This is a genomic window from Saccharopolyspora sp. NPDC003752 (assembly GCF_053605825.1).
On sequence record NZ_JBSGJZ010000001.1, the window covers coordinates 279,102 to 304,139 of the forward strand.

A 25,038-nucleotide genomic window follows, 5' to 3' on the forward strand; every position below is an offset into this window, starting at 1 on the left:
GATCACCTCGCCAGACGGGTCGCACTGGAGAGGCGCCCGGTAAACCACACTTCGCGGAACCCGTCGGCGCCGATCGAGCAGTCACGGCTGAGCGTATGAAAGACGGGATCGAGGGCCCGGTTGACGAAACCCAGGAAGACAGGCTTGGACGCGTCGGTGACAGCAGACAGGTGGCCCCAGTCCTCGCCGTCTTGCCACCGCAAGATAAACAGCGTTCGGGACCTGCTGGTTTCTCGCATGGTTCGCATGAGGGATCACTCCATTCCACGCACAGCGCGGCAGAAAAAAGAGAAACGGGGAGCCCGTTCAGGAAATCGCCTTCGCAGTGGAGGGATTTTCCGGGTTGTGGGTCTCGCCACCGTGACACTGGATCAAGCCTCGTGTCAGTTTTTGGCCCCACCCAGCCAACAGATACACCCATCCGAGTGAGCCCGACGCCCAGCACCTTGGGGCTTTCAACATCGAAAACCCCTGACACAGAACAAGATCACGACGAAACCTTGCTCCCCGGGACGTTGCGAACAGGCACCAGTAAATGGTTGCCCCGCCTGAGTCTTCACTCGAACGGGCGCATGATCCGGTTGACGGGGGCCAAAACCTGACACGAGGCGCGATCCAATGCCAGGCTCACTCGTCCCCGGACCGCCGCGACAAAACCGGCTCCCCTCGGACTTTCTCGCAGCCTGGTCCCCAGTTTCGGAGGTGACATTGTGGTGCCGACCCTTTCTTCCTCGCCTCACATCAGCAGTGGGCGGTGTCGTTCACGCGCCGACACTTTCCTGCCCTGTGCCGGTGGTGGCGGTTCTCGTCCTCGCAGGCATCGTGGTGGGCCCGCTGCTGGCGCGGGCGGTGCGGCCGTGGGTGGTGTGGTCGACACGGCCCTGGCCGGTCGCTGGGTTCAGCGCTGCCGGCGGCGCCGTCTCCTTCGCCGTGGGGTGCCGCTTCGCCACCGATCCCGTGCTCGTCGCTTGGTGGTGGTGGGCGATCTGCAGCGTGGTGCTGGCCTGGATCGACCTGTCCTGTCACCGATTGCCCCGCCCGTGGGTGATCACGCTGGCCGCAGGCGGCATCGCCGTGTTCACCGTCCACGCCATCACCGTCTCCTCCTCGACGGCGCTGCTGCGGTCGTTTTCCGCCGGTGTCCTGGTTCTGGCCGTTGGTTCGCTCGCCTACTGGCTCGCTCCGGGTGGGCTGGGCTACGGCGACATCACGTTGCTCGCCGCGATCGCGCTGTACACCGGATGGATCGGGTGGCGCACTGTGCTGGTGGGCATCGTCGCGTCGCTGCTGGTGCTCGGCGGGCTCGGCGGCCTGGCATGGGCGACCACGCTGCGTGGCCGGACCGCGCGCATCGCCGCCGGTCCCAGCCTGATTCTCGGCGGCTGGCTCGCCGTCCTGCTCTGACGTCGCTACCGCGAAAGGCCATCCCCATGAGCACCACGACACCCCTCGCACTCCGCCGCACGGTGAGCGTGGCGGTCTGCGCCGCAGGTGTTCTCGCGGCCGGGTGTGCGGCCACTCCGCCGCCCACCGCAACGCCCCCAGCTTCGAACATCGCTCCCCTTCCGGAGCAGGGCAGCGATGAGCAGGCAATCGAGCGCGCGTACAAGGATTTCTGGCGTGTGTCGTGGGTATCTGGCGGCGAACCCGACTCTGCGTGGGAAAACCGGCTGCGGGAGGTCACGGTGGGTTCGTTTGCCGACCACATCGCCTCGCGGGTGCGGCAGAAGCGTTCCGAGGGGACCGGGTTCTATGGCGCCATCACGCCCCGCCTGACCGACGTTCGTGTCGAGGGTGACCGGGCCACGGTCGTCGACTGCCAGGACACCAGCCATGCCGGCCAATCCGACCTGGCCACCGGCACTCCCAGGACGGTAGGCATTGAGCGCAATGCGACGCGGGCAACGATGGTCGAGGAAGCCCAGGGCATGTGGCGGGTGTCGCAGGTCGAGTTTCCCGAGGGTGAATGCTGATGCTCACCCGCACCCATCTCAAGCGCCTGACCATCACCACTCTGCTGGGTTTTGCTTATACGCCAGTTGTTGTCGCACAAGGCGATGTGAACGTGCAGCCTGATGACCTCGGGGATGATCTGTATGCCCACCCGGTGATCGAGATGGAAGCGACCAGTCCGGGGAAGCCGTCTGGCTCGAAGCCTTGGGGAACCGGCAGTTCCCGCCCAGGGTCTGTCGCTGCTGTGGCGCCGCCGGTCCCGATGTGCCCGACGTTGTTGTGCGATGCTCCGAATCAATCTGAGGATCCCGCGTTCCTGCTGGATTCCCAGCCGTTGTCGACGTGGTGCCTGGGTCCGTTGGACGAAGGGCATTGCCCCAGACCGCAACCTGCGGCAACCCCCTCCTCTGCCGGGGCTTCGCCGAACCCAGCTCACTTGGCGCAGCAGGCGGTACAGCGGTTGCGGCTGCCCTTGCCGGTACCGCGGCATTCGCCGGATCTGCGGTTGCGGGATGGCCGTTCTGCGACCGTGGTCGGTGAGCACACCTGGTTCTGGACTGACCGCGCGGACTGGCGTCCACAGCGTGAGCGGGTGCAGGCGGGGGCGGTGTGGGCGGAGGTCACGGCAGTTCCGGTCCGGTTGTCGATGTCACCGGGCGGTGGCCAGCCGGTGGAATCGTGTCCAGGCCCGGGAACACCGTATGACCGGTCCTTCGGGGTGCATGCGCCCTCCCCGGACTGCGATGTCATATACATGCGCTCCTCGATTGATCAACCCGGTGAGCAGGTCACCGCCGAGGTCTCGATCACGTGGCGAGTGGTGTGGCGGGGCTGGACTGGCAGTTCCCCCACTGGCGGTGAACTGCCCGCGATGACCTCCCGTGCTCAGTCCCGTTTCGCGGTGGTCGAGGCGCAGGCGCTCCGCGCTCACTGAATTCGTCTTACCGGCATCAATTTCTTTGTTCCGTGAATTCCTTGTTAGGGAGAGGTCTATGTCCAGCACCGGTACTTTCGGCATCACCACGTCGTACTCGCCCGGCCAGGGTGAGGCCACGACTGTTCCGGATGGGTCGCCGCGGATTCCGCGACGGCGACGCTGGTGGCTCCTGGCAACATCACTGGTTCTGGTGGTTGGCTCGGTGGGCGGAATGCTGACGGCCATTGCCATCGCCAGGGAGCGCGAGTCGATGCTGGTGCTCGCCCGTGATGTCGCGTGGGGTCAGCCGATTACGGACACTGATGTGACCACTGTGGAGCTTCCACCGGACGCACGCCGCTATGTGATTCCTGATTCCGACCGTGCTCGCGTCCTCGGCCGTGTCGCCGCGAGCAACCTGCGTGCCGGCCGGCTGCTGTCCCCCACGGATGTCACGACGCAGGCTGTGCCCGCTGCAGGTCAGCACGTGTTCGGGATTCGCTTGGAACCGGGGCACTTCCCGGCACGGGGTCTCGCCCCGAACGACCCGGTCGCCGTCCTCGCCCTCACACCGTCGGCCGACGCAACGGGCGACACGGTCGCGGCCGGTGGTGGGTTTCGCGCGCGGGTGGTGCAGGTGTCGCCTCCGGATGCCGACGGCGCGATTGTCGCGGACCTGCTCATTCCCGCCGAGGCCGCGGAGCGAGCCGGCGCTGCTGCAGCAGGTGGGGCGCTGGTGATGCTGCTGGGACCGAACCGCTAACGCTGAGGTTGTCACGTCGAGGGATGGGAGTTGTGTGATGGCTGTGATCACGATGTTGTCCGCGAAAGGATCGCCAGGGGTCACCACAGCGGTCGCTGCCTTGGCAACGGTGTGGCCGGGTCCGGGTCTGGTGGTGGATGCGGACCCGGATGGTGGTGATCTGCTGCCGGGGTGGGCCGGCCAGTGGTGGGTCGACGGGCGGTTGACGGCGGAGCGGGGCGTGGTGAGTTTCGCTGCCTCCACCCGGCATCTCACCTCGGTTCCCGCCGAGGGGCTCGTGGGTCATGTGCAGGAGATCCCCGACTCCGGCCATCTGCGGCTGCTGTCGGGCGTGACCAGCCGCGCCCAGGCCGGTGCCATCGGTGAGGACGGCTGGCGGCGGCTGGCCGGCGCGGTCCGTGACGTCACCACCGAGAACGGCCCGGACGTGTTGGTGGATGCGGGCCGGTGGGTGCCTGAGACACCGTGGCCGCTGATCACCGAGGCCGATCTCGTGCTGGTGGGGGTGCGGCCGAGCCTGCGGCACGTCTCGGCGACCCATCCGCTGCTCACAGTTTTGCGGGAGTTGGTGCCGTTGCACCGGTTGGGGGCGGCGGTGTCCGCGACCACGAGCCGGGAAGCCGACAGTGTCGCACGCGCGTTGGGCATCCCGGTCGGGCTGGAGTTGCCGGACGATCCGGCCGCCGCGCGTGCACTCTCGGACGGGTTCACGCAGTACCGCGAACCCCGCCCTTCGGGGCTGCTGCGTACCAGTCGCACCGCGGCTCGCCGCCTCCACCTTCGCCTCAACCCGCCGCCAGCCGGCACCACGGCACCGGCCTCCGCGGTGACGCTCGTGCGGGGTGATGCGGCATGAACGCGGAGAGCAACGGCCACCACGCCCCGCTAGGTAGGGAGCGGTCTGGGTTCGTTCCCGATCACCAAACGGTGCGGGCATTGCGCGCGAGGGTCGCTGGGCGCCTCCAGGCAGCGGGCGACACCGGGTCGCGGGAGCAGGCGGAGCTGGTCTCCGAGGAGATCACCGCCTGGTCCGTGCACCGTGCCTCTCGTGGGGATCCGCCGTTGTCCGAACAGGACGAGCGGGCGCTCGCGGCTGCGGTGCTGGCCGCGCTGGCGGGTTTGGGTGGGCTGCAACCGTTGCTGGAACGCGACGATGTGGAGAACATCCACCTCCACGGCCACGACCGCGTGTTCCTGGAACTGGCCGACGGCAGCCTGCAACGCTGGCCCCACCCGGTCGCCGCCTCGGATGCGGAGTTGCTGGCGCTGCTGGAAGCGATGTTCGCCCGGCTGGGGCAAACCAGCCGGGAGTTCTCCCCGGCACGGCCGATCGGGAACCTGCGGCTGCCCGCAGGCGGGCCCTTGGGAGCACGGTTGGCGGCGGTACGGGAGGTCACCGATCGGCCGCGGGTGGCCATCCGCCGCCACCGCCTCGCCCACACCACCCTCACCGACCTGCACCACCAGGGCAGCCTGGACACCAGGCTGCGGCATTTCCTGCAGGTCGCCGTCGCCGCCGGGCTCAACCTGCTGGTCACCGGTGGCCCGTCGACGGGCAAGACCACACTGTTGCGGGCGTTGTGCGACGAAATCCCGAATCACGAGCACGTCGTCACCGTCGAGGACGACTACGAACTCGGCCTGCACCTCAACCCGGCACGGCATCCGGTGGTCACGCCATTGGAGGCACGCACCGCCAACGCCGAAGGCGTCGGCGAGATCAGCCTCGACGACTTGCTCAAACAGACGTTGCGTCATTCCCCGGCGCGGGTGGTGGTCGGCGAGGTGCGGGGCGGGGAGATCACCGCCCTGCTGCGGGCGCTGGGCAACGGCGCCGCCGGCGGCATGGGCACGCTGCACGCGGTCTCAGCGCGGGTGGTGCCCGACCGGATCGCCGCGCTCGGCCAGCTCGCCACACCACCGCTGCCGGTGGAGGCCGCGCACCGGTGGACCGCCTCGGCGTTGGATCTCATCGTGCACCTCACCCGCCGCGACCAGGACGGCCGGCGGGAGCGGTTCGTCACCGAGATCGCCGAAGTCGGCCACGTCGGCGACGCCGCCATCCCCGATCTCACCACCCTGTTCGGGCCCCGCCCCGGTGACGCGCGCGCCATACCGGTGTGTCCGCCCAGCCCCGTATTGCTGACACGGCTGGAAGCCCACGGGCTCGACCGCAGCATCTTCGGGCACGCAGGCGGCTGCTGGGAGCACGACCAGGGTGGTGAGCGACCGTGATGGCAACATCAGCGACGGTCCTGTGTGGACTCTTGTTGTGTGTGGGAATTCTGCTCGGCGTCATCGCCGTCATCCCGCACACACCGAACCGGGACTCCCGCCGAGTAGCTCATCTCCGGGTTCTCCGGTGGCTACGGGTGAGCCGGCGTCGGCTGCTGATCGCGGTGACGGCGACGGGGGTGGTGTGGTGGGCGACCGGGTGGCCCGTGGCCGCAGGAGCCGCGATCGCCGCCGTCTACGGTCTGCCCCGGCTGCTGGCGCCGCGCAGCGACCGCGACGCGATCGCGCTGCAGGAGGCGCTGGCGGTGTGGACTCGCCGTGTCGGGGATCTGCTGGCTTCCGGTGCCGGCAGCTTGCACCAGGCGCTGGCCCGCTCCGCCGACACCGCACCCGACCTGCTCGCCGCCCCGCTGCGCCGGCTGGCCGCGCGGCTGTCGACTGACGGGCCAGAGCAGGCGCTGCGGGCTTTCGCCGACGAGTTCGCCGATCCCACGGTGGATGAAGTCGTGCTCGCATTGCTGCTGCGGCTACGGACCGGTGGGCGTGGCGTGGTGGAGATCCTGCACGCCCAAGCCGCTGCGCTGGACGCTCGCGCGGGGCTGCGGCGGGAGATTGAAGCCGACCGGGCGAAACCCCGCACCACCGTGCGCACCCTCGTCGGGATCACGGCTGTCATGGTCGCCGGTCTGCTGCTGGTTTCCCGCGGCTACCTCGCCCCGTTCGACAGCTGGACCGGCCAAGGTGTCCTGGCGATCGTGGTCGGGATCTTCGCACTCGCGTTGTGGCGGATGCACCGCTTGTCCACCACACCGCGCGGTACCCGCTACCTGGCTGCAGGTGAAGCACCATGACCACGATCCTCGTTGTCCTCGCAGCCGTGTTGGGTGTGGGACTGGCGGTCGGGGTACGTGCGGTCGCCGGGCCGGCGCCGATGGACCTCGCCGCAGCCTGGCACCACATCTGCACCCGCGCCCCCGGCGCCGGTCCCACAGTCGGCTGGCACGCCCACCGCAGGCGGCTTCTCGCCTGGCTCACCCGGCGCGCCGAACGGACACAGCACCGGTGGCTGGCGCTTCCGGTGCGCGACCTCAACCTCCTCGACACCACACCCGCGTCCTATATGGCGACGCGCCTGCGCTGGACGGCCTGCAGCATCGCCGCCGCGGCACTGTTCACCGCCGCGCCAGCAGCGGTGGGGATGGCGCTACCGCTGGGAATGTCGGTGGTGATCGTGCTCGCTGCTGGTGTGGTGGGGGCGATGGTGCCGGCCTGGCGACTCCGGGAGCAGGCGAGGGCGGCGCGGGAGGACTGCCGGCGGGTCCTGGCCGTCTATCTCGACCTCGTCGCTCACGAGCGCGCTGCGGGCCACGCTCCCGCACAGGCGTTGCGGGAGGCCGCCGGTGTGGGTGGGCACTGGCTGTTCCTTCGCCTGCGCCGCACGCTCGTCCACGCCGAGCACAGTGGACGCTCTGCGTGGGATGCGCTGCGTGATCTCGGTGACCGTATCGGGTTGCGCGACCTCGTCGCCGTCGCTGATCTGGCGGCCACCGCCGCCGACGGGGCCGCGATCTACACCAGCGTGACCGCCCACGCCGCCAGTCTGCGCTCCGCTGCGGTCAGCACCGACAAAGCCGACGCCAACGCCCGCACCGAACGGCTCACGTTGCCGGTCACCGCGCTCATGCTCGGCTTCCTGCTCCTCGTCCTCTACCCGACCATCGGCCGTCTCATCGCCGGATAAGACAGTATTTCGTTACGCATCAACCGGATTGACAGGAAAGAAGGCTCGTCATGTTCCTCTCGCGGCTTCATCACCACACCACCACCGCCGGCATGTTGCTGCTGGCCGTCTGGGTCGCCCTGGCCGGTCGCCTCACCTGCGACCGTGAGCGGGCGGCCCACTTCGACGACGAGGGGTCGGAAAGCACGGAGAAAGCCGTGCTCACCGCGATCGGGCTCACCATCGCTCTCGGTCTCGGCGCCGCGATCACGGCCGTTGTCTCGAAATATCAAGGCCAACTCCACTAACCCCTGGGCGCCCACCATGAGTACACGCCGTCGAGTCCCGACGTCACCACCCACGCTGAGACCGGATCGCGGCTCGGTTGCGGTCGAGTTCGCGGTGCTCGCTCCCCTGGCGCTGATCCTGCTCATGTCGGTCCTGCAGGCGGGGTTGTGGTGGCACACCCGCGCCCTGTGCCTGTCGGCCGCCCAGCACGGTGTCCACGCCGCCCGCACCGTCACCGGCACCGCCGGCCACGCCCATGCCGCCGCCACCGGCTTCCTCACCCGCGCAGCACCCCTGGCCGCACAACCGGCGGTGACCGCCGACGTCGACACCCGGTCCGTGACAGTGCGGGTCTCTGCCACCGCGCCCCAGGTCCTGCCCATTCCCGGCCTTGCCTGGCGCGTGGAGCAGGAAGCCCGCGCCAGCAAAGAACTGTTCACCACACCCAGGAGCCAGCCATGAACCACCACCGACGCGATGCGGGGTCCGCGAGCGTGGAACTCGCAGTCCTCACCCCGATGCTGCTCGCGCTGCTGGTGCTGGTCATCGCCGCCGGTCGCGTCGTCAGCGCCGACAACGCCCTCGAACACGCCACGACCGCCGCCGCCCGCTCGGCGTCCCTGGCCCGCACCCCCACCGCCGCGCACACCGCAGCCGCCGACACCGGAACACACGCGATGGCCGAGCAACACCTGGCGTGCGCGAAAACGCGACTGCACGTGGACACCAGCATGTTCGGCAACCGCGCGGGGCAACCCGGCCGCGTCACGGTCACCCTGAGCTGCGCCGTCCGGCTGTCCGATCTCACCGGCCTGCCCGGACTCCCCGGCACCATTGCCCTCCAGGCGAGGTTCGCAAGCCCAGTCGACCCGTACCGGACACGCTCATGACCCGCCACACCAAGCGGTCCCGGGAGGACGGGTCGGTCAGCGTGCTGGTCGCGGTGCTCGTGCCGTGCCTGCTGCTGATCGTCGCAATCGTGGTCGATGGTGCCGACCGGCTGCGGGTGCTGGCCCGCGCCGACGCGGTGGCCGCCGAAGCCGCCCGCGCCGCACTCACCGCGCTCGACACCCGCGGCGCCACCATCACCCTCGACACCCGCGCCGCCCTCGGCGCCGCCCGCCGCTACCTCGGCGCCACCGGCCACACCGGATCAGTCGTACTGGCAGGCGGCAGCACCGTGCACGTCACCGTGCACTATGCCGAGCCCGCCACGATCGGGCTGCTCTGGGACACCCACACCGTCACCGGCGACGCCACCGCCGGACTCGGCGTCGGCACCAGCACCCCCGGCGGCCTGCCATGACCACCCACACCTTCGCGGACCGGATTAGGGCGGTCGCGGCCGTGCTCGGACTCGCCGCCCTCCTCGCCGGGCTCCCCGTGATCCTGGCGTTCGCCGGCGACGTCCTCATCACCCTGCCGAACCTGACCTGGCCGGCCCTTGACAACTCGACGCTGGCACCAACACTTGCCGAACAACTGCGCCCCTGGCTGGAAAACACCTGGCACACCCTGCGTCTCGACCTCGGCGTCGACGGCGCCCTCACCCTCGCCCTGCTCGGCACCGGGTGGGTCAGCTGGTTCGTGATGCTCTGGTGGAGCGTGTGCGATCTCCTGCTCCTCATCCGCTTCGGCGCCGACGCCGCCCGGCAGAGGCTGGCGAGGGTCGGGCCTCGTGGGTGGATCACCGGCCTGGTAGCAGCCGCGATCGTCACCGGCACCCCGTCGAACGTCTCCGCCACACCGGTATCCCCTCCGGTGGCGGTCACCGCGCCCCAGTACCCCGGTGGTGTCGGGCCGGCGCCCCACGGCCCCGACACCACCATGCGGCTGGGTTCGGGCGGGTACCCCGACCTGCCCGAACCCAGCACCCCCGACACCATCGACGACGACATCCGCCCGGACTGCCCCCGCTACCGTGTCACCCGCGGCGACACCCTCTGGGGTCTGGCCGCACGCCACCTCGGCGACCCCCACCGCTGGCACGAGATCCTTGATCTCAATGCCGGCCGCATCGGCGACGGCGAGGACCTCCTCACCGGCTGGATCCTCCTGCTGCCGCCGGATGCCACCCACCTCCCCGCCCCCGTGGCCATCCCCGACGACGCGCGCTGGATCACCGTCCACCCGGACGACACCCTCACCACCATCGCCGAACGGGAACTCGGCGACCCCGATCGGTGGCGTGAGATCGCTGACCTCAACACCCACCACACCCAGGCGGACGGCCGAGTCCTGCGCGACCCGGACATCCTCTTTCCCGGCTGGCGACTCGCCCTGCCACCCACAACCGACCACGCGCCCCAGCCGGCACGTTCGGACAATGCGCCGGCTGAACCACCCACCAGAGACGACCTGGCATCGTCGCTGGAGAGCCTGGGGCCATCCGTCCCCGATGCGGCTGTTGGTCCAGTGCGCGGCCCAGGCGTGGAGATCGCGCCGGGTGTGTTCCTCGGTTTGGGGCTCGCCGCGGCCGCCAGCGCTGCGCTGATCATCGCGCGCCAGCGGCACCGCCGTACCCACCGTCCCGGAACCACTCCCCCGCCGGACTATCCGGTTCCACCCACGGTGTACCAACTCAAACTCGCCCATTCACTCGCCACCCAACCCAGCCTCGACACTGCCGAGCCCGTCGATGCCGGTCTCCCCGCGTGCGAGGAATCCGAAGAAACCACAACGGAACCCAGCGATGTGGACGTCGAGCTCGGCGTCGGCGAGACCGGTGACACCGTGCAGGTGAACGTGGCTGCGACCGGCGGCCTTGGCCTCACGGGACCAGGAGCCAAGGGGGCGATACGGGCTGTCGTCCTCGGCCTCCAGAACCACCGGCAGCGGGTGGTCGTGCAGCGAACCGTCGCGGATGCACTGTTCCCGAACCAGGCGGCGCTACCGCCGCCATTCGAGGTGACCGAGGATCTCGACACCGCCCTCGACGACCTCACCGCGAGCGACGGCCGACGGGGCGTGCTCGTGGTGTCCTCGCCCCTGCAACCTTCGAACGCGGGCCTGCGTGCCCGAGTGCACGCCGCGGCCAGCAACGGTGACCCCGTGGTGCTCGCCCTCGGGCGGTGGGATGCGGGAACGACACTCACCATCGACGCCAACGGAATCGTGGACTCAACGACCCCGGAAGCCGCAGCGGAGCATTTGCTGGGCGTTCGGATGTTCACCGCTACCCCGCACGCTGCCGACGACCTACTCACCCTCGCCCACCACGCCGGCCCCCACCCGCATCAGGCCACCGCGACAGCCCCGAGAACACCTGTGACTCCCGGATCACACGCGGCCGGTCACGACACGCCCCAACCCGCAGCTTTCCCACCAGAATCCACACCGGACACTGAAGAGAACAACCCATCCCCCGGCGACGGGGCCGCTGCCCGCCCAAGCACAGAGCACTCCGGGATCGGCAGGACACCGGACCCGAACGATGACGTATCCGACGCCGGTAGCGCGGTGCTGGCGTTGCGGGTCCTCGGGGATTTCGCCTTGTCCTGCAACGACGAGCCTGGCATCTGGCGGGACCTCTCCGCCGAGCTCGCGCCACGCCAGCGCGAGCTCCTCACCTACCTCGCCGTGCATCCCGATGGTGTTGCCCGCGACAGCCTCATCACCGACCTGTGGCACACCAGTCCCCCGGCACGCCCCACCAACGCACTCAATACCGCCCTCTCCCGGCTCCGCGCCACGCTCACGCACGTCACCCGCGGCAGGGCCGGCGACATCGTCGACACCCACAACCGGCACCTGCGATTGAACCCGGACTTCGTCAAAGTCGACTACCACCGGTTCGCCCACGCCGAACACAGCCTCCGCCGCACACAGAACACGACACAGCGCCTCGCCGCGCTACGCGAAATCGTGGATTCCTACCGCGGCGAACTCGGCGTAGGCATCGATTCCGAATGGATCCACGCCACCAGGCACGCCACGCAACGCACCGCGATCAACGCCATCAGCGAACTCGCCCGCCACCACGTCGCCGACGCTCCCCGACACACCCTGGAACTGCTGGAAACCGCCACCGGGTTCGACCCCTACAACGAACATCTCTACCGCGACATCATGCGACTGCAAGACCGTCTCGGCATCCACGACGGCATCCCCCGCACCCTCGCGCTCCTCGAAGCGCGGTTGCGGGACATCGACTGCGCACCCACACCAGAAACCCAAGCCCTTGCCACCGCACTGCAACACCGCCAGGCCCAGCACGTGATCCGGTCAGTTCCCCAACCGCCGACCGCCGACACGGGGATACGCCACGCCGGTCCAGTTCACCCCGCCGCACCACACCCCGGTTGACAACACCCCTGACCGGAGCGTCCATACCACTGGCCCTGGAAATCGAATTCACCAAGGAGGTAAACGGAAATGTCCCCAGTTGACCGTTCACTGCTTCACACACCACCGACACAGGAACTGCGCGCTCCCGGCCCACGGCCGCACCGGGCGCCGGCCCCGCCGTGCCCCTCACCTGCCGCGCGTACCCGGGTGACCTGCACCCTCGGTCCTCCGCCGCCGATGCGCATGCCCCGCAACACCGGCGGCATCGTCATCACCTCCACCGACCGAGACCCCCACCAGGCCCTCACCGGCTTCACCGGGGCCTGGAAGCCGAACCTCAGCCCCGCCGACCTCCCCGCAGGAACCGTTGTCCTGCAACTCCTGCCACCCGCCGACGGCGACGACCCCGATCTGGTCGACGTCTGGTTGTGGCTCACCCGCCGCGGACGCTGGCTGATGCTGGGCTGCTGGAAAAACGCAGGACCGGGATGGACCTACCGCGCCGCACCCCTGATCCACGCCGCCCTTCCCGCACCACAGGCCGGCACTGCACGCCAGGACACTACAAGCTCACCACGACTGCACGCCGTGCCTTCCCGCCGCACATAAAAGCCCGTCGCCATGATGAACCCGGCCAGCAGTGCCGACGGTCAGACCACCCCCCTGTGTCGAGGGGCGCTCTGACCGTCGGCAGAACAACAAGTCCACCTGGCTACGGCAGCGCCCTACTCGGCCAAGCAGGGCAGCTTGTCGAGCTGCTAGATCGATGAAAACTGCGGCGGCGCCAACTCAGGGGCACGCGTGGAATTCCGCGGTTCTTTCGGGGTGTGCGGTTCCACCACCGTGATCTCAGCCGGGGGCTCTGGATCGGTGTGGTCTGTCTGCTCCGAGGCAGGCTTGTGGCTGAGGTGCTCGCGGGTACGCTGGGCTGCCTCTCGAATCTGCGCTGTCAGGCCCCTGTTGGTCTCGCGGGCCCGGCGTTGATCGCGCTCGGCGCGCCGGTTCCCGCTGTGAGCCGGTTTCGGACGTGCGTGGGTGATGTAGCGCTGAAGCAGGGACCGAAGGTGCTGCGCGTGGTGGGCGTTGAGGTCGATCTCATAGACCACGCCATCCAAAGAGAACGTCGTGGTCTGCTCGGCGGGCGAGCCGTCGATGTCATCAACGAACTCGACCACGGTCTTTTCAGCCACAGCACCATCCAAACAGCAAGTCCAGAGATCCATTACAGGAGCCCCGAAGTCAGCAGGTGCTCCTTGCTGCGGAAGCATAGAACATCGCCTCCCGCAACAGCCAGCACATGTGACACACCGGAGAATGCCGCGACCGTAATCCACCCGGACGCGGCGCTCCGTGGTTTTCATCTCGGACGGTTGCCCTACAATCCGTTTCCGTACACGCGTCCGGAATTCGCGATACCGGACAAACGAAAGGAACCGCATGGCCGAGAAAGTCACCGTTCAGCTCGTCGACGACATCGACGGCACGCCCGCCGATGCCACCGTCGAGTTCGGGCTGGATGGAGTTGGTTACGCGATCGATCTGTCTCAGGACAACGCCGCCAGACTTCGGGACGCCCTGGCACGTTATGTTTCTAATGCCCGCCGGACCGGCGGACGTAAGCGCGCATCCGTCAAGTCCGGCACTACTGCCGCACCGCAAGCCCTGGACAAAGAACGCAATCAGGCCATTCGCACGTGGGCTCGCGAACAAGGTTTTCAGGTGTCCGACCGAGGCCGTATCCCCGCGGAGATCGTCGAAGCCTACGACAACGCTCGATAATCGAAGGCGGGGCCGCCGGCTGGCACGCCCGCGGCCCCGCCTCGCACCACGCGGCGGACGGCGGTGCCGCAGACCTGCGCCGGGGATATGGGGGTACATAGGGAGGATCACCAGGGGGATCCGCAGGAGGCGGCGCTTAGACAACCATCCCCTCAACGGCGGTCCCGCGCTGTGTAGCGTGCCTCACGGGGGATCAGCAGGTATCCCCGACTGGCCTGGCCACAGGCCGGGAGAAACATCGAGGCGGGCTGCCGGCCAGGCATCACGTCACGACACTCCAACCTCGCCTCCCACTGCCCAGTTCCCGATAAATATCCCCTCCTATCATTGTCTTTCATCTACTGTCATTAGATGCATTTCATGCCACCGCCTTCATTGATTCCACCGGCCGGCACATTGCAAATCGAATAACAATGCAGTGCGATTTCAAAATACCGACAGTTCGGCCCCTATTGGGTGATTCGAAAAGAGTCTTTAAAACGGGGCGTTATTTGTTGAATCGTGCGCGGCACAGAGCTATCTTTGAGCCATCACCGGGGGAACCGGGAAATCACCGAAATGCCGCCCCTGGCGGAGCTATGTTCACCGAGGGAGCTACCGTGCTGATGGCCGCGATCCAACCTGCCGCCGAATCCTGCGAACCGGACGATGCCGCCGAAACCGAGAAGCCGATTGTGTGGCCAACCGCCTTCGAAGGGGAATTGCACATGACACCGCCCGCCGGTTCGCCAGGAACCCCCACGCCCACTCCGGCACCCCCGGGTACGTCGGGGGGTGTGCGGTTGCGCAGTGGCGAGCTGCGGCGGATTGTCGCCGAATGCCTGGCCGATCACGCGGGAACGGAATTTACGCCGCGCGACATAGCTAAAAAGTTGGGCCGCTCGGCGGGGGCGGTCGGGAACGCGTTGCAGGTGCTCACCGATCGTGGCGAGGCCGAAAGGACCTCGTGGGCGCCGCTACGGTACCGGGCGACGGCCGCGACCGCCGGTGCCGCGACCGCCCCGAGCGCACCGGCGGCGAGCCCCGCCAAGGCCCCGCGCCGCCCCCGGAAAGCCGCACCCACGCCAGCCGCGCCGGAACCAGAAGCTCCACACCCGACTCCCGTGCCCCCGGAAGAGGAGCCCGTGTCGGGTCCGGTGACCCGCCCGAACGGGCAGACCTACCACCCCAGGCAATTGTCGGGGTTGCCGGATGTCACCGCGTTGCGCAAGCTACGCGCCGCAGGTGTGTCATCCCTGCTGTACGGGCCCCCCGGAACGGGGAAGACCTCGGTCGTCGAGGCCGCCTTCCCGGACCTGATCACCGTGCAGGGCGACGGTGACACGACGGTCGCGGACTTCGTGGGCGAATACACCCAGACCCCCGACGGCCGCTACGTTTTCGTCCACGGCCCCCTGGTCACCGCGATGCGGGAAGGCCGGTGCCTGTTCATCGACGACGCCACCCTGATCCCGCCCACCGTCCTGGCCGTGGTGTACCCCGCGATGGACGGACGCCGCCAGATCACCGTGAAAGCCAACGGCGGCGAAGTGGTGACCGCCGAGCCCGGTTTCTACGTCGTCGCCGGACACAACCCCGGCGTGCACGGCGCGGTCCTCACCGACGCCCTGTCGTCACGGTTCTCCGCGCAGATCCAGGTCTCCACGGACTTCGATTTGGCTAAACAACTGAAAATCGACCGCCGCGCGGTGCGCGTGGCGCGGAATCTCGCGACGCGCCAACGCAAAGGCGAGGTCCGCTGGGCCCCGCAGCTTCGCGAACTGATCGCGTTCGAACGGATCTCCGCCGTACTCGGCGCAGACGCTGCCGCCGCGAACCTCGTGGGTATCGCGCCGGAAGAGGACCGCGACACCGTCGCGGCGGCCGTGCGCGACGCGTTCGGCGCCGTGATCGAGCCGCTCGCACTCGGCGCACGGGTCTAACCAACACATTCCGCCACTTCGAAAGTCCTGGAAGGACGATCCCCATGAGTACGCATCTGATCACCGACACTGCTGTCGACAAGACCCGCCTCGATTCGTCCCGCGACGCCGTGTGGTTGCGCCTGTCCGCCACACTCACCGACGAGGTTCCGGTCATAGCCGACCGGGAAGACCTCCTCGTCACCATCGCGCCCGGGGCGGGGCACGGGTCGCCCGCCTGCTACTTCCCGCACCACGCCACGATCGAGATCGACGGCACCCACCTCGGCACAGTGGACCCCGCCACCATGACCCCCGACCGCCTCGGCGACCGCACCCGCTACGCCACCGCCTGGGGCCTGCTCACCCACGAATGCGCCCACGCCCGCCATTCCGTCTGGGAACCGCCCCGCGACGCGCCGCCCGGCGCGGTCGCCGCCGCGATGCTGCTGGAAGAATCCCGCATCGAGTCCGCCCAGATCCGCCGCCGCCCCGACGACCGGCACTGGCTGCGCGCGTCGGCCACCAACCTCATTCTCGCCGACACCCACGCGAACGACCCCACCCGCGCCCCCGGCATGACGCCGCACGCGGCCGCCCACGCGGCCGCCCTGCTGCTGGCCCGCACGGACGCCGGAATCCTCACCCCCGACGAAACAAAGATCGTCGGCGACGTTGTCGACTCGCTCCTGGGCACGTCAACGTTGGACGAGCTACGGGACGTGTGGCTGGCCGCCCACCATGTCGACGACGGCGACGCCGACACCATGATCGACCTCGGCCGCCGCTGGTGTGAAGCCCTCGGCACCGACCCAGATCTTCCCTCCCCCACAACCGGGGCAGGCGGCGAGGAAGCCACCCCGGGCAACATAGGGACTTCATCGCCTTTGGCCAGCGCCATCGCCGTGGCCGCCCGGAAAACCGCCGCAGCCGTCGCCGCCGAAGAGGCTCCCGCCGACCCCGCGACGGCCGAAGCGGACGCGGCAAACGCCGAACGACAGGCACAAGAAGACGCCGCGAAAGCCGCGCGGAAGGTCTTCTCCGCAATCGGCGGACCGCGTGCCGGGAAGACCACAATCACCGGGACACGGCCCCCCACAGGGCAGGAACGCGCTGCCGCGCGCCGCCTCGGTCGCGCACTGAGCACGGCCGGAATCCGCGACCGTGTGGCGACAAAGACAACCTCGCCCACACCACCCGGGCGGTTGCGGATGCGCGGCGCACTGGCCGCCGACGCGCAACGCGCCGCCGGTGCGCTGCCGACCGCCGAACCGTTCACCCGGACCACCCGACGTATCGCGCCCAGCCCACCACTGCGGCTCGGCGTCGCCTGTGACGTGTCCGGATCCATGCGGGCCTTCGCCGGGCCTGTCGCCTCCGCCGCCTGGATCCTCGGCCACGCCACCCACCACGCCCAGATTCCGGCCGCCGCCGCGACCGTGATCTTCGGGAACCGGGTGCGCGCCATCACCCACCCCGACTCCGCCCCCACACGCGTGACCGAGTTCGACGCCGACGACAACTACGAGGACATCCCGCGCGCCATCGACGCCCTCGACGGAGCCCTGAACCTCTACCGCCCCGGATCCGCGCGGCTGCTGGTCATCGTCTCCGACGGTCAGTTTCGGGACGACCCACGCGCAGAAGGACAGCGCCGCGTCGATCGGTTGCGCGCCAACGGATGCGCCGTGCTGTGGCTCGCACCCGACAGCCCCTGTGTGAGCCCACTGCACGGCGTCAGCGTTCACCCACTCGCCGATCCCACCGCCACCGCGCACGCCATCGGCCAAGCCGCCACCGCAGCCCTACGCGCCGCCCGATAGCCGCCCCGCCAGGTGGCCGGATACCCGGCCACCTGGCACCCGGTAGCCACTCCAAGCGAAAGCCAGCCCACGGCACCAACTGACCACAGTGGAAGCACCAGAACAGGAGAGAGCGTGACCGAGAACCATTTCAACAGCACCGACAAGATCCTGACCGAAGTCGCGGATATTACCTGCGCAGAACTCGACAACACCCACCCCGTCGACATCGTACTGAAGGTTATCGCAGAGAACCTCGCCCACCATCAGGACGCGGCCAAGTGCTTCGCCGCCAGCATCTCCCGCTACCTGCACGGCGTCGCCGACGGCAACCGTCACCTCTTCAGCCTCGCATCGTGTTCGGACTCGGGAAACTACGACGCGGCCATCGCGAGCATGCAGGCCCTGCGAGAACCTCTCTCGGCCGCGGTCTACGCCTACCGGCAGGCGCACCGCACCAGGCCCCGGGGAACCAACACCGCGACCTGAACCGAACACACTACGAATCCAAAGCGGAGAACCAGCCGTGTCGCACACCATCATTGTTGAAACCTGCCGTAGTACATGGGACTTCTACGAATACCAACGAATCGCACGCATCGCAGACCGGACGGTCCGCGTACGTATCCATCGCTATCTCGACACCTCTCAGAGCTACGCCGTCGCCGAAGTGCGAACCGACAATGTGACGTGGACCCACCTCACCGACGACGCCCCGGAGAACTGGCTGACAGCCACCAGACACCCCCGAACAAGCTGTATCTCTCCCACAGACGAGCTCGGCCACGCAGCCGACCGGCTTGTCCATCGTGCAGAAGCTATCCTCGCCAACCCTCCCGGAGTCAACCTCTCCACTACCGAGCTGGTTGCCACGCTGGACGCACTGTTCGCCACCACCTACGGCTACAACGGGGAGATCACGATCGAGTCCGACGACATTCAATGAGGTGATCTCAGTGAAATGGGGCGGGGTGTGGGAGGCGTGTGAGCAGGGGGTTGTGAAGACAGGACGTGGGGTCCTGGTAGAAGAAGGTCTCGCTACAAGATCATCTTCATTACCAAGGACCCCACGTGACTACCTATACTGCCACGCTCGATGTCGACGACGAACTCTGCCACTACCTCACGCGGCTGCTGGCCGCCGAACGCTCCCGGCGCCTCACCCCGCGCGGGCGGCGGGCGTTGACCCCGTTCAAACAAGCGGTTTTGGGGTTGCGGTGGTTCCTCGACCGCACCCCGATCCCGAAACTGGCCAGGGACAACAACATTGGCCGCGCCACCGGGTACCGCTATATCGACGAGGTCATCGACGTCCTCGCCGATCAGGCCCCTGACCTGCACGAAGCGCTCGAAGACGCCGCCGGGCAGGGGGTGGCCTACGTCATGGTGGACGGCAAACTGTTCAACACCGACCGCCTCGGCGAAACCACCGAGAACAAAAACGGCACCCTCATCGACCGGTGGTTTTCCGGCAAACACCACACCCAGGGCGGCAACGTCCTGATGATCACCGACCCCACCGGATTTCCACTGTGGACCTCACCGGTGGAACCCGGCAGTGTCCACGACAGCACCAGCGCCCAAGAGCACGTCCTGGGCGCCCTGTGCTGGGCCTATTCCGAACTCGACCTACCGGCCCTCGGTGACGGCGGATTCCAAGGCTCCGGAATCGGGGTGTTCACCCCGATCAAACACAGCAAAAGCGCCCCCCAGGGCTGCCCACTGGATATCGACAACAAAACCTACAACGCCCTGCTCAGAGGCCTACGCGCACTCTGCGAACGCGGCTTCGCCCTGCTCACCCAACGCTGGCACACCCTCCAACACATCACCGCCAGCCCCCGCAAAATCACCGCGATCGTCCAAGCCGCACTCACCCTCACCCGCCACGAACACGGCAAAATCCACTGAGATCACCTCAATGGGCACAGGCAAACGGGCATCCCCTTCGGTTTATCCCGCACACGGACGGCTCGATCACACTCACCAAAGCACACGAGAAGCAGTGCGCCTTCATCACCAGCTTCGGCCGCGAAGAATGCAGCGACTGCCCCACACCCTTGCTCAACGACAGGAACACCAGCGGCGGTCTTGTCCCATAAAATGTCCGACTACACCAGCCGGGGAGCCACGAGATGCCCGACACAGCCACATCCCCCGCACGCGCCCGTTCCGGGCTTGCCCTGCGCGCAGTCAACCTCGCACGGTCTCTGCGCGCAGCCGATCCAGACGGCTTCAACCACCGCCACGATGGCCCACCACAGTGGACTCGGTGGAAACGGCGCGCACGCGTGGCCCGTACGATCTCGGCCGCGCTGCAAGTCCCGGTGGCATGGGTGACCGTCACCGACGATGCCCACCGCACCTACCGCGCCCGAAGCGGCCCCGTCCCCGGTGACCTGATCACCGTCACCGACACATCACGCTCATGGCGGTTCATCCCCGACCTCACCACCACCGGCGACGGATGGCTCCTGATCGACGCCTGCCCCAGCTGCGGCGCGGACGTTCCGGCCGCCCGCATAGCCACCCTCGCCGACCTCGGCGACCACCTCGACCCCGATCACAACAAGGGACCCGTCGACGAGTTCTACACCGACCCCGGCCACCTACCAGGCTGCCAAAACATCCCACTACGGCACTAAAACCACGACCCCGGATCACCGCCCGCAACGCTGGACGCTCCCCGCGCACGTCGAATCCACGATCAGCGCCTCCAGTCTTCTACCGGGGATCCCGACGAATCCGCTGTGCCGAATCACCGGCGATCCAGCCCATGCGGATGCCACCGGGACGTCGCCGAGCACAGCGCACCCAGTCGGGCATAACCCTTCGGGGTCGCCTTGCTCTATCGGCCGGAAAGGCAGCGCTCATGCCAGTCCACGGTTCCCCATCATTCACTGCCCCAAATTCGACCGTGGCGCCAAGCTCAACGACCAACGCACCACAGGGCCAGGCTCCCTTCCGGGGGACTGTAAGTTCTGCGGTGTAACTGTCCACAGTGGAGGATGGTGCACCATGAGTGATCAGAGCAAGGACGCGTCGCTGCAGGTCTCGCCGGCGGTGGACCGGCAGGTGGTGGCCGAGCTGGTCAAGCGTGCCCAGGCCGATGGGGTGGCCATCGGTGGCGAGGGTGGGCTGATGCAGCAGCTGACCAAGATCGTGCTGGAGTCGTCGCTGGAGGGCGAGATGGACGCCCATCTGGGTTACGGCAAGCACGATCCGGCCGGTCGTGACGGCGGGAACTCACGGAACGGGACGCGGTCGAAGACGGTCCTGACCGAGGCCGGTCCAGTCGAGATCACCGTGCCCCGGGACCGGGATGCCTCGTTCGAGCCGAAGATCGTGCGTAAACGGCAACGCAGGCTGTCCGGGGTGGACGGGATCGTGGTGTCGCTGACCGCGAAGGGCCTGACCACCGGAGAGATCTCGGCGCATCTGGCCGAGGTGTACGGGGCGGAGGTGTCCAAGGAGACGATCTCGGTGATCACCGACCGGGTCCTCGACGGGATGGCGCAGTGGCAGAACCGACCACTGGAGCGGGTGTACGCGGTCGTGTTCATCGACGCGATCCACGTCAAGATCCGGGAAGGACAGGTCGCGAACCGGCCCGTCTACCTCGCGCTGGGTGTCACCGCGAGCGGGGAACGCGACATCCTCGGGCTCTGGGCCGGCGAGCACGGCGACGGCGAAGGCGCCAAGTACTGGCTGCGGGTGCTCACCGAGATCAAGAACCGCGGCACCTCCGACGTGCTGATGGTCATCTGCGACGGCCTGAAAGGCCTGCCCGAGGCGGTGACCACGGTGTGGGAGAAAGCGATCGTGCAGACCTGTGTCGTCCATTTGCTGCGCAACAGCTTCCGGTACGCCTCACGCAAGGACTGGCCGGCGCTGGCCAAGGACCTCAAGCCCGTCTACACCGCCCCCAGCGAGCAGGCCGCACTGGACCGCTTCGCCGAGTTCTGCGAGAAATGGGAGAAGAAGTATCCCGCGATCGTGCGGTTGTGGACCGCCGCATGGGCCGAGTTCGTGCCGTTCTTGCAGTTCGACGTCGAGATCCGCAAGATCATCTGCACCACCAACGCCATCGAGAGCATCAACTCCCGGCTCCGCCGCGCGATCAACGCCCGAGGGCATTTCCCCACCGAACAGGCCGCCCTCAAATGCCTCTACCTCGCCCTGATGGGCCTGGACCCCACAGGCAGGGGCCGAGGACGCTGGACCATGCGCTGGAAAGCCGCCCTCAACGCCTTCGACCTCGCCTTCGACGGACGCCTGTCCGCCGCACGCAACTAACCCAGATCATCAAACCCAGTTACACCCAAAACTGGACAGGCCCCCTTCCGGGGGCCTGGCCCTGCTACGTGATTCTTCCGTCGGTGAGTGGTTTAGCTGGCGGGCGCGTCGGTTTGTTTGGCGGCGAAGCGCTTGGGCTTGTCCTGCGTTTGCACTGCGTAGCCGTCGGCGACGAGCTTTTCGAGCGCGTTGTTGACCGCCCCGGAGGAGCGGTTGAGTGCTGTGCCGATGGCGTTGGGGCTGAATTCTTCGCCAGGGCGTTCGGTGAGGTAGTCCTCGACCATGCCGCGCAATTCACCCTTACTCAGGCGGGGCGCCTTGATGATTGGCCTAGGAGCATCGTCGACGCCGCCGGCCTCTCGTGCGTCTTCCGGGGATTCCTGTCCCTCTGCCTTAGATTCGTCGTTCAGCTCGAGGCTTTGCGACTGGCCTGCCTCGTCCGCGACGGCCGGTTCTGCCGGGGCGTCGTCGTGTGTGGGGGAAGCTACTCCAGGCAGTGGCGTGATCTGGTCGGTGTGGGTCATTGTCCAGCAGTCGGCGCTGCGTCGTCCGCCGTCGCCGATGCCGGAGATGCGGGTGACACTGCCGTCTTTGGCCCACGTTGCCAGGATCTTTCCGGCTGTGGAACGGCCGACTCCGGCAACTTCGGCGATGTCGGCGGTGGTGGCGCCCGGGTTGCCGTGGAGTGCGGCCCACACCTTGTCCTGGGATTCGGTGCGCGCGGGCACCGGGTTGCTATCGGTGTCGGCTGTGGGAACGGCTTTTAGGGGGCGCTGCTTGCCCGGGGTGCGGGCGTTGTCGTTCTTGCTGGGCATGACGGTTCCCTCCTGTGTGGGATGGGTGGTGGGTCATGCCCCCGGGGGCGGTGCAGCCCCCGGTGCGCTGCCGGTCGAGTGGGCTACACAGACATGGACGCTCCGTCGCCCCGGTTCTGTCAAGTTGGTTCCGCGCCAGGATAAACGTCTTATGTAGACATTCCTCCTATCGAGCATGCGGCCGCCGATCGCCGTCCCTTGGCCACGGTGTTGATCTGGTCCGGTGTCATGTCATTGGTTACAGAGGGACGGCGCTCCGTTCCGCTGGAAGAATTCGACCGGATCGGTTGGCTGCTCATGTTGTTCGATCTGGAAGTGCAGATGTGGTCCGGTTGATTCGCCTCGGTTTCCGACCTCGGCGATGAGTTGTCCTATCTGGACTTCTTGGCCTGGTTGGGCGTGGTTGCGGTTGTTGTGGCCGTAGATGGTGATCGTGCCGTCGGGGTGCTGGATACGGATCCACAGCCCGTAGCCGGTGGCAGGTCCTGAGTCGATGACGGTGCCGCCGCCGGCGGCGAGGATCGGGGTGCCGAGTGGTGCGGCGATGTCCAGTCCGCGGTGGAAGCCGGTGCCGCGTGGCCCGAAGCGTGAGGTGCATTGTCCGTGCACAGGCACAGCCCACTGTCCTGCTGCTGGTGTTCCGGTGCAGGTGTGTCCGTGGAGGGCGGTGGCGAGTTGTCGTGCTGCGGTTTCGTGGCGGGCGTAGGCGTGTGGGAATCCGGAGCGCTGGACTGTTTGTACGGCGTCGTTGATGTTCATCGCCGTCCAGTTGGGGACGGCGAGCAGGTGCCGGTAGAACTGTGTGGCGCTGTAGGTGGGGTTCAGGATTTGTTCTCGTGTGCCCCAGCCTTGGGAGGGGCGTTGCTGGAATAGGCCCAGGCTGTCGCGGTCGCCGTGGTCGAGGTTGCGCAGCCGGGATTCCTGGATGGCGGTGACCAGCGCGATGATCCATCCGCGTTCGGGGACGTTGAGCTGTTTGCCGACGGCGATGATGGTTGCGGCGTTGACGAGCTGGTCAGGCGTGTAGCCGGGCACGGCGGGTGTCTCGTTCCCGGCGAGTGTGCAGCGTGTGTTGTGGGTGCCGCCGAGGACCGTGGTTACGACGCCGGCGACCGCAGCAGCCATGAACACGATGAACAGGACAAGTCCGGCCACAACGGAGAGCACGGCCTTGACGAGGGCAGACAGGGCTGATCACCTCGACACTTGTCGAGGCTGGGATGGCGGGGGCATGGGCGCGGGCGGCGGCAGCACTCCTGGTGGAGCTGTGCCGGCCGCAGGGTCGGTCACCGTGCTGGCAGCGGGGAGGTTCCACACACTGGCGAGGTCGTGCAGCGGGTACCGGGCCTCGTCTCTGGTGGCAGTAAGCGGTGCCCAGACGGGTTCGGCGGGGCTGGGATGGCTGGTATCGGGGTTGAGGTGGTCGGCTGCGGCGGTGGCGACAGGAACAAGGCAGGGTTGGTCGAGGTCGCGCCAGGTGCGGTGGAGTTGGCGACGGACGGTGACTTCGCGGCGGCTGGTGGGCAGCCACACCAGGACGGGGGTGGTGATGGCTGTCGCGTTGGCGAGATGCGCGTAGCCGTGGATTTTGCGGGCGACGCGGGGCACGGTCTCGGTGCCGAGGTCGAATTCGAGGAAGAACTCGGCCTCGCCGGTGGGGGTGTGCCAGCGGCCGTAGGCGTCGGGGCGGACGAGGTCGCCGAAGTGGCGGGCGCAGCGGACCTCCGACCACCACGCGTGCAGGGTTTCCTCGGGGTGGTGGTGGGTGCGGGCGATGAGGGTGGTGAACCACTCGCTGATGCCGACGGTGTGGGCCAGGCGTTGGTGGTGGGCGATGCTCATGGTCCGGTCGCGGCGGTAGCCGAGGTCTTTGACGTCCAGGCCGTGTTCGCCGGCGAGGACGGCGGCGCCAGCGGGGCCGAGGACGTAGTGCATGGGTGCGGTGCCGAGAGCGATCGCGGGTTGGAAGCGGTCGAGGACCGACCATTGGAACAGCTCGCGCAGGCGCTGGCGGCCGGAGCGGAATGATGGGAACGCGCATGCGGTGATCTGGGTGGCGGTGAGCACGCGGTGTTCGTGCAGCATCCGGATGATCCATTTGTCGCGGGGTGTCAGCCGCCAGGCCAACGTGGCTTGATGTTCAACGGAGTTGGCGACGCGCGGGGTCGAGCGTGCGGGTTTGAGTCCGTGCAGCGCGCGCTGCCGAGTGGGTTTGGTGATCACGGGAAAGGCACCTCCAGACCAGAGATCATGGGCAGGCTGATATTTGCCACGACGAGCGCA

Annotated in this window: 27 protein-coding genes; 22 read left to right on the top strand and 5 right to left on the bottom strand. The window is 67.8% G+C overall.

Features of this window, described 5'->3' with window-relative positions; translation table 11 throughout:
• Positions 1-2: 2 nt before the first annotated feature.
• On the bottom strand, positions 3-239 hold the full coding sequence (locus ACWEV3_RS01340; protein WP_452611971.1) for a hypothetical protein: 237 nt from the start codon (positions 237-239) through the stop codon (positions 3-5).
• Positions 240-792: 553 nt separating this feature from the next.
• On the opposite strand from ACWEV3_RS01340, the gene ACWEV3_RS01345 reads away from it, so the two are divergent.
• The 14 genes from ACWEV3_RS01345 to ACWEV3_RS01410 all read left to right on the top strand — a co-directional run bounded on the left by ACWEV3_RS01345 (position 793) and on the right by ACWEV3_RS01410 (position 12,771).
• The gene (locus ACWEV3_RS01345; protein WP_452611972.1) at positions 793-1,404 is read left to right on the top strand and encodes a prepilin peptidase; all 612 of its coding nucleotides are present in this window, start codon (positions 793-795) and stop codon (positions 1,402-1,404) included.
• Positions 1,405-1,430: 26 nt separating this feature from the next.
• A complete protein-coding gene (locus tag ACWEV3_RS01350; RefSeq protein WP_452611973.1) occupies positions 1,431-1,973 on the top strand; it encodes a hypothetical protein in 543 nt (180 codons plus the stop codon).
• On the top strand, positions 1,973-2,887 hold the full coding sequence (locus ACWEV3_RS01355; RefSeq protein ID WP_452611974.1) for a hypothetical protein: 915 nt from the start codon (positions 1,973-1,975) through the stop codon (positions 2,885-2,887). Before ACWEV3_RS01350 ends, ACWEV3_RS01355 begins: the two co-directional genes overlap by 1 nt.
• A gap of 58 nt (positions 2,888-2,945) precedes the next feature.
• A complete protein-coding gene (locus ACWEV3_RS01360; RefSeq protein WP_452611975.1) occupies positions 2,946-3,632 on the top strand; it encodes an SAF domain-containing protein in 687 nt (228 codons plus the stop codon).
• Positions 3,633-3,669: 37 nt separating this feature from the next.
• On the top strand, positions 3,670-4,488 hold the full coding sequence (locus tag ACWEV3_RS01365) for a hypothetical protein (protein WP_452611976.1): 819 nt from the start codon (positions 3,670-3,672) through the stop codon (positions 4,486-4,488).
• A 71-nt stretch (positions 4,489-4,559) separates the two neighbouring features.
• Positions 4,560-5,867: a CpaF family protein gene (locus ACWEV3_RS01370; protein ID WP_452611977.1), complete on the top strand. Its 1,308-nt coding sequence runs from the start codon at positions 4,560-4,562 to the stop codon at positions 5,865-5,867.
• Between the two features lie 137 nt (positions 5,868-6,004).
• Entirely contained in the window at positions 6,005-6,718 is a 714-nt protein-coding gene (locus tag ACWEV3_RS01375; protein ID WP_452611978.1) for a type II secretion system F family protein, read from the top strand.
• Entirely contained in the window at positions 6,715-7,608 is an 894-nt protein-coding gene (locus ACWEV3_RS01380) for a type II secretion system F family protein (protein ID WP_452611979.1), read from the top strand. Before ACWEV3_RS01375 ends, ACWEV3_RS01380 begins: the two co-directional genes overlap by 4 nt.
• A gap of 50 nt (positions 7,609-7,658) precedes the next feature.
• A complete protein-coding gene (locus ACWEV3_RS01385; RefSeq protein ID WP_452611980.1) occupies positions 7,659-7,895 on the top strand; it encodes a hypothetical protein in 237 nt (78 codons plus the stop codon).
• 16 nt (positions 7,896-7,911) lie between these two features.
• Entirely contained in the window at positions 7,912-8,337 is a 426-nt protein-coding gene (locus ACWEV3_RS01390) for a TadE family protein (protein ID WP_452611981.1), read from the top strand.
• Complete coding sequence (locus tag ACWEV3_RS01395; protein WP_452611982.1) at positions 8,334-8,765, top strand: TadE/TadG family type IV pilus assembly protein; 432 nt, start codon at positions 8,334-8,336, stop codon at positions 8,763-8,765. Before ACWEV3_RS01390 ends, ACWEV3_RS01395 begins: the two co-directional genes overlap by 4 nt.
• Complete coding sequence (locus tag ACWEV3_RS01400) at positions 8,762-9,181, top strand: hypothetical protein (RefSeq protein WP_452611983.1); 420 nt, start codon at positions 8,762-8,764, stop codon at positions 9,179-9,181. The genes ACWEV3_RS01395 and ACWEV3_RS01400 overlap by 4 nt, the downstream gene beginning before the upstream one ends.
• The gene (locus ACWEV3_RS01405; protein ID WP_452611984.1) at positions 9,178-12,180 is read left to right on the top strand and encodes a LysM peptidoglycan-binding domain-containing protein; all 3,003 of its coding nucleotides are present in this window, start codon (positions 9,178-9,180) and stop codon (positions 12,178-12,180) included. The genes ACWEV3_RS01400 and ACWEV3_RS01405 overlap by 4 nt, the downstream gene beginning before the upstream one ends.
• A 225-nt stretch (positions 12,181-12,405) precedes the next feature.
• Positions 12,406-12,771: a hypothetical protein gene (locus ACWEV3_RS01410; RefSeq protein WP_452611985.1), complete on the top strand. Its 366-nt coding sequence runs from the start codon at positions 12,406-12,408 to the stop codon at positions 12,769-12,771.
• Positions 12,772-12,920: 149 nt separating this feature from the next.
• Here ACWEV3_RS01410 and ACWEV3_RS01415 read toward each other — a convergent pair whose 3' ends face one another.
• On the bottom strand, positions 12,921-13,352 hold the full coding sequence (locus tag ACWEV3_RS01415) for a histone-like nucleoid-structuring protein Lsr2 (protein WP_452611986.1): 432 nt from the start codon (positions 13,350-13,352) through the stop codon (positions 12,921-12,923).
• 247 nt (positions 13,353-13,599) lie between these two features.
• Between ACWEV3_RS01415 and ACWEV3_RS01420 the strand changes: the two genes are divergently transcribed.
• The 8 genes from ACWEV3_RS01420 (at position 13,600) to ACWEV3_RS01455 (ending at position 21,940) form a co-directional block, all read left to right on the top strand.
• Positions 13,600-13,941, top strand: a complete 342-nt coding sequence (locus tag ACWEV3_RS01420) for a histone-like nucleoid-structuring protein Lsr2 (protein ID WP_452611987.1) — start codon at positions 13,600-13,602, stop codon at positions 13,939-13,941.
• Positions 13,942-14,648: 707 nt separating this feature from the next.
• On the top strand, positions 14,649-15,863 hold the full coding sequence (locus ACWEV3_RS01425) for an AAA family ATPase (RefSeq protein ID WP_452612233.1): 1,215 nt from the start codon (positions 14,649-14,651) through the stop codon (positions 15,861-15,863).
• A 44-nt stretch (positions 15,864-15,907) separates the two neighbouring features.
• Positions 15,908-17,665, top strand: a complete 1,758-nt coding sequence (locus ACWEV3_RS01430) for a VWA domain-containing protein (RefSeq protein ID WP_452611988.1) — start codon at positions 15,908-15,910, stop codon at positions 17,663-17,665.
• Between the two features lie 114 nt (positions 17,666-17,779).
• A complete protein-coding gene (locus tag ACWEV3_RS01435) occupies positions 17,780-18,133 on the top strand; it encodes a hypothetical protein (RefSeq protein WP_452611989.1) in 354 nt (117 codons plus the stop codon).
• Between the two features lie 37 nt (positions 18,134-18,170).
• On the top strand, positions 18,171-18,590 hold the full coding sequence (locus ACWEV3_RS01440) for a hypothetical protein (protein WP_452611990.1): 420 nt from the start codon (positions 18,171-18,173) through the stop codon (positions 18,588-18,590).
• Between the two features lie 125 nt (positions 18,591-18,715).
• Positions 18,716-19,555 carry a transposase family protein gene (locus tag ACWEV3_RS01445; protein WP_452611991.1) on the top strand — a complete coding sequence of 280 codons (840 nt, stop codon included), beginning with the start codon at positions 18,716-18,718 and terminating at the stop codon, positions 19,553-19,555.
• Positions 19,556-19,935: 380 nt separating this feature from the next.
• Positions 19,936-20,289, top strand: a complete 354-nt coding sequence (locus ACWEV3_RS01450; RefSeq protein ID WP_452611992.1) for a hypothetical protein — start codon at positions 19,936-19,938, stop codon at positions 20,287-20,289.
• Positions 20,290-20,662: 373 nt separating this feature from the next.
• Entirely contained in the window at positions 20,663-21,940 is a 1,278-nt protein-coding gene (locus ACWEV3_RS01455) for an IS256 family transposase (protein WP_452611993.1), read from the top strand.
• A gap of 92 nt (positions 21,941-22,032) precedes the next feature.
• Here the strand turns inward: ACWEV3_RS01455 and ACWEV3_RS01460 are convergent, their stop codons facing one another.
• The 3 genes from ACWEV3_RS01460 to ACWEV3_RS01470 all read right to left on the bottom strand — a co-directional run bounded on the left by ACWEV3_RS01460 (position 22,033) and on the right by ACWEV3_RS01470 (position 24,978).
• Positions 22,033-22,755 (bottom strand): MarR family transcriptional regulator, encoded by a 723-nt coding sequence (locus ACWEV3_RS01460; protein WP_452611994.1) that lies wholly within the window; start codon positions 22,753-22,755, stop codon positions 22,033-22,035.
• Between the two features lie 231 nt (positions 22,756-22,986).
• Positions 22,987-23,922, bottom strand: coding sequence for a M23 family metallopeptidase (locus tag ACWEV3_RS01465; RefSeq protein WP_452611995.1), 936 nt, complete (start codon positions 23,920-23,922; stop codon positions 22,987-22,989).
• Positions 23,923-23,949: 27 nt separating this feature from the next.
• Positions 23,950-24,978 (bottom strand): replication-relaxation family protein, encoded by a 1,029-nt coding sequence (locus ACWEV3_RS01470; protein ID WP_452611996.1) that lies wholly within the window; start codon positions 24,976-24,978, stop codon positions 23,950-23,952.
• Positions 24,979-25,038: the final 60 nt, after the last annotated feature.

Bases quoted from the DNA above. Each gene is read 5' to 3' on its own strand.
- ACWEV3_RS01340 (WP_452611971.1), bottom strand. From the start codon at position 239: ATGCGAGAAACCAGCAGGTCCCGAACGCTGTTTATCTTGCGGTGGCAA.
- ACWEV3_RS01350 (WP_452611973.1), top strand. From the start codon at position 1,431: ATGAGCACCACGACACCCCTCGCACTCCGCCGCACGGTGAGCGTGGCG.
- ACWEV3_RS01355 (WP_452611974.1), top strand. From the start codon at position 1,973: ATGCTCACCCGCACCCATCTCAAGCGCCTGACCATCACCACTCTGCTG.
- ACWEV3_RS01360 (WP_452611975.1), top strand. From the start codon at position 2,946: ATGTCCAGCACCGGTACTTTCGGCATCACCACGTCGTACTCGCCCGGC.
- ACWEV3_RS01365 (WP_452611976.1), top strand. From the start codon at position 3,670: ATGGCTGTGATCACGATGTTGTCCGCGAAAGGATCGCCAGGGGTCACC.
- ACWEV3_RS01380 (WP_452611979.1), top strand. From the start codon at position 6,715: ATGACCACGATCCTCGTTGTCCTCGCAGCCGTGTTGGGTGTGGGACTG.
- ACWEV3_RS01385 (WP_452611980.1), top strand. From the start codon at position 7,659: ATGTTCCTCTCGCGGCTTCATCACCACACCACCACCGCCGGCATGTTG.
- ACWEV3_RS01390 (WP_452611981.1), top strand. From the start codon at position 7,912: ATGAGTACACGCCGTCGAGTCCCGACGTCACCACCCACGCTGAGACCG.
- ACWEV3_RS01395 (WP_452611982.1), top strand. From the start codon at position 8,334: ATGAACCACCACCGACGCGATGCGGGGTCCGCGAGCGTGGAACTCGCA.
- ACWEV3_RS01400 (WP_452611983.1), top strand. From the start codon at position 8,762: ATGACCCGCCACACCAAGCGGTCCCGGGAGGACGGGTCGGTCAGCGTG.
- ACWEV3_RS01405 (WP_452611984.1), top strand. From the start codon at position 9,178: ATGACCACCCACACCTTCGCGGACCGGATTAGGGCGGTCGCGGCCGTG.
- ACWEV3_RS01410 (WP_452611985.1), top strand. From the start codon at position 12,406: ATGCCCCGCAACACCGGCGGCATCGTCATCACCTCCACCGACCGAGAC.
- ACWEV3_RS01420 (WP_452611987.1), top strand. From the start codon at position 13,600: ATGGCCGAGAAAGTCACCGTTCAGCTCGTCGACGACATCGACGGCACG.
- ACWEV3_RS01425 (WP_452612233.1), top strand. From the start codon at position 14,649: ATGACACCGCCCGCCGGTTCGCCAGGAACCCCCACGCCCACTCCGGCA.
- ACWEV3_RS01430 (WP_452611988.1), top strand. From the start codon at position 15,908: ATGAGTACGCATCTGATCACCGACACTGCTGTCGACAAGACCCGCCTC.
- ACWEV3_RS01455 (WP_452611993.1), top strand. From the start codon at position 20,663: ATGAGTGATCAGAGCAAGGACGCGTCGCTGCAGGTCTCGCCGGCGGTG.
- ACWEV3_RS01460 (WP_452611994.1), bottom strand. From the start codon at position 22,755: ATGCCCAGCAAGAACGACAACGCCCGCACCCCGGGCAAGCAGCGCCCC.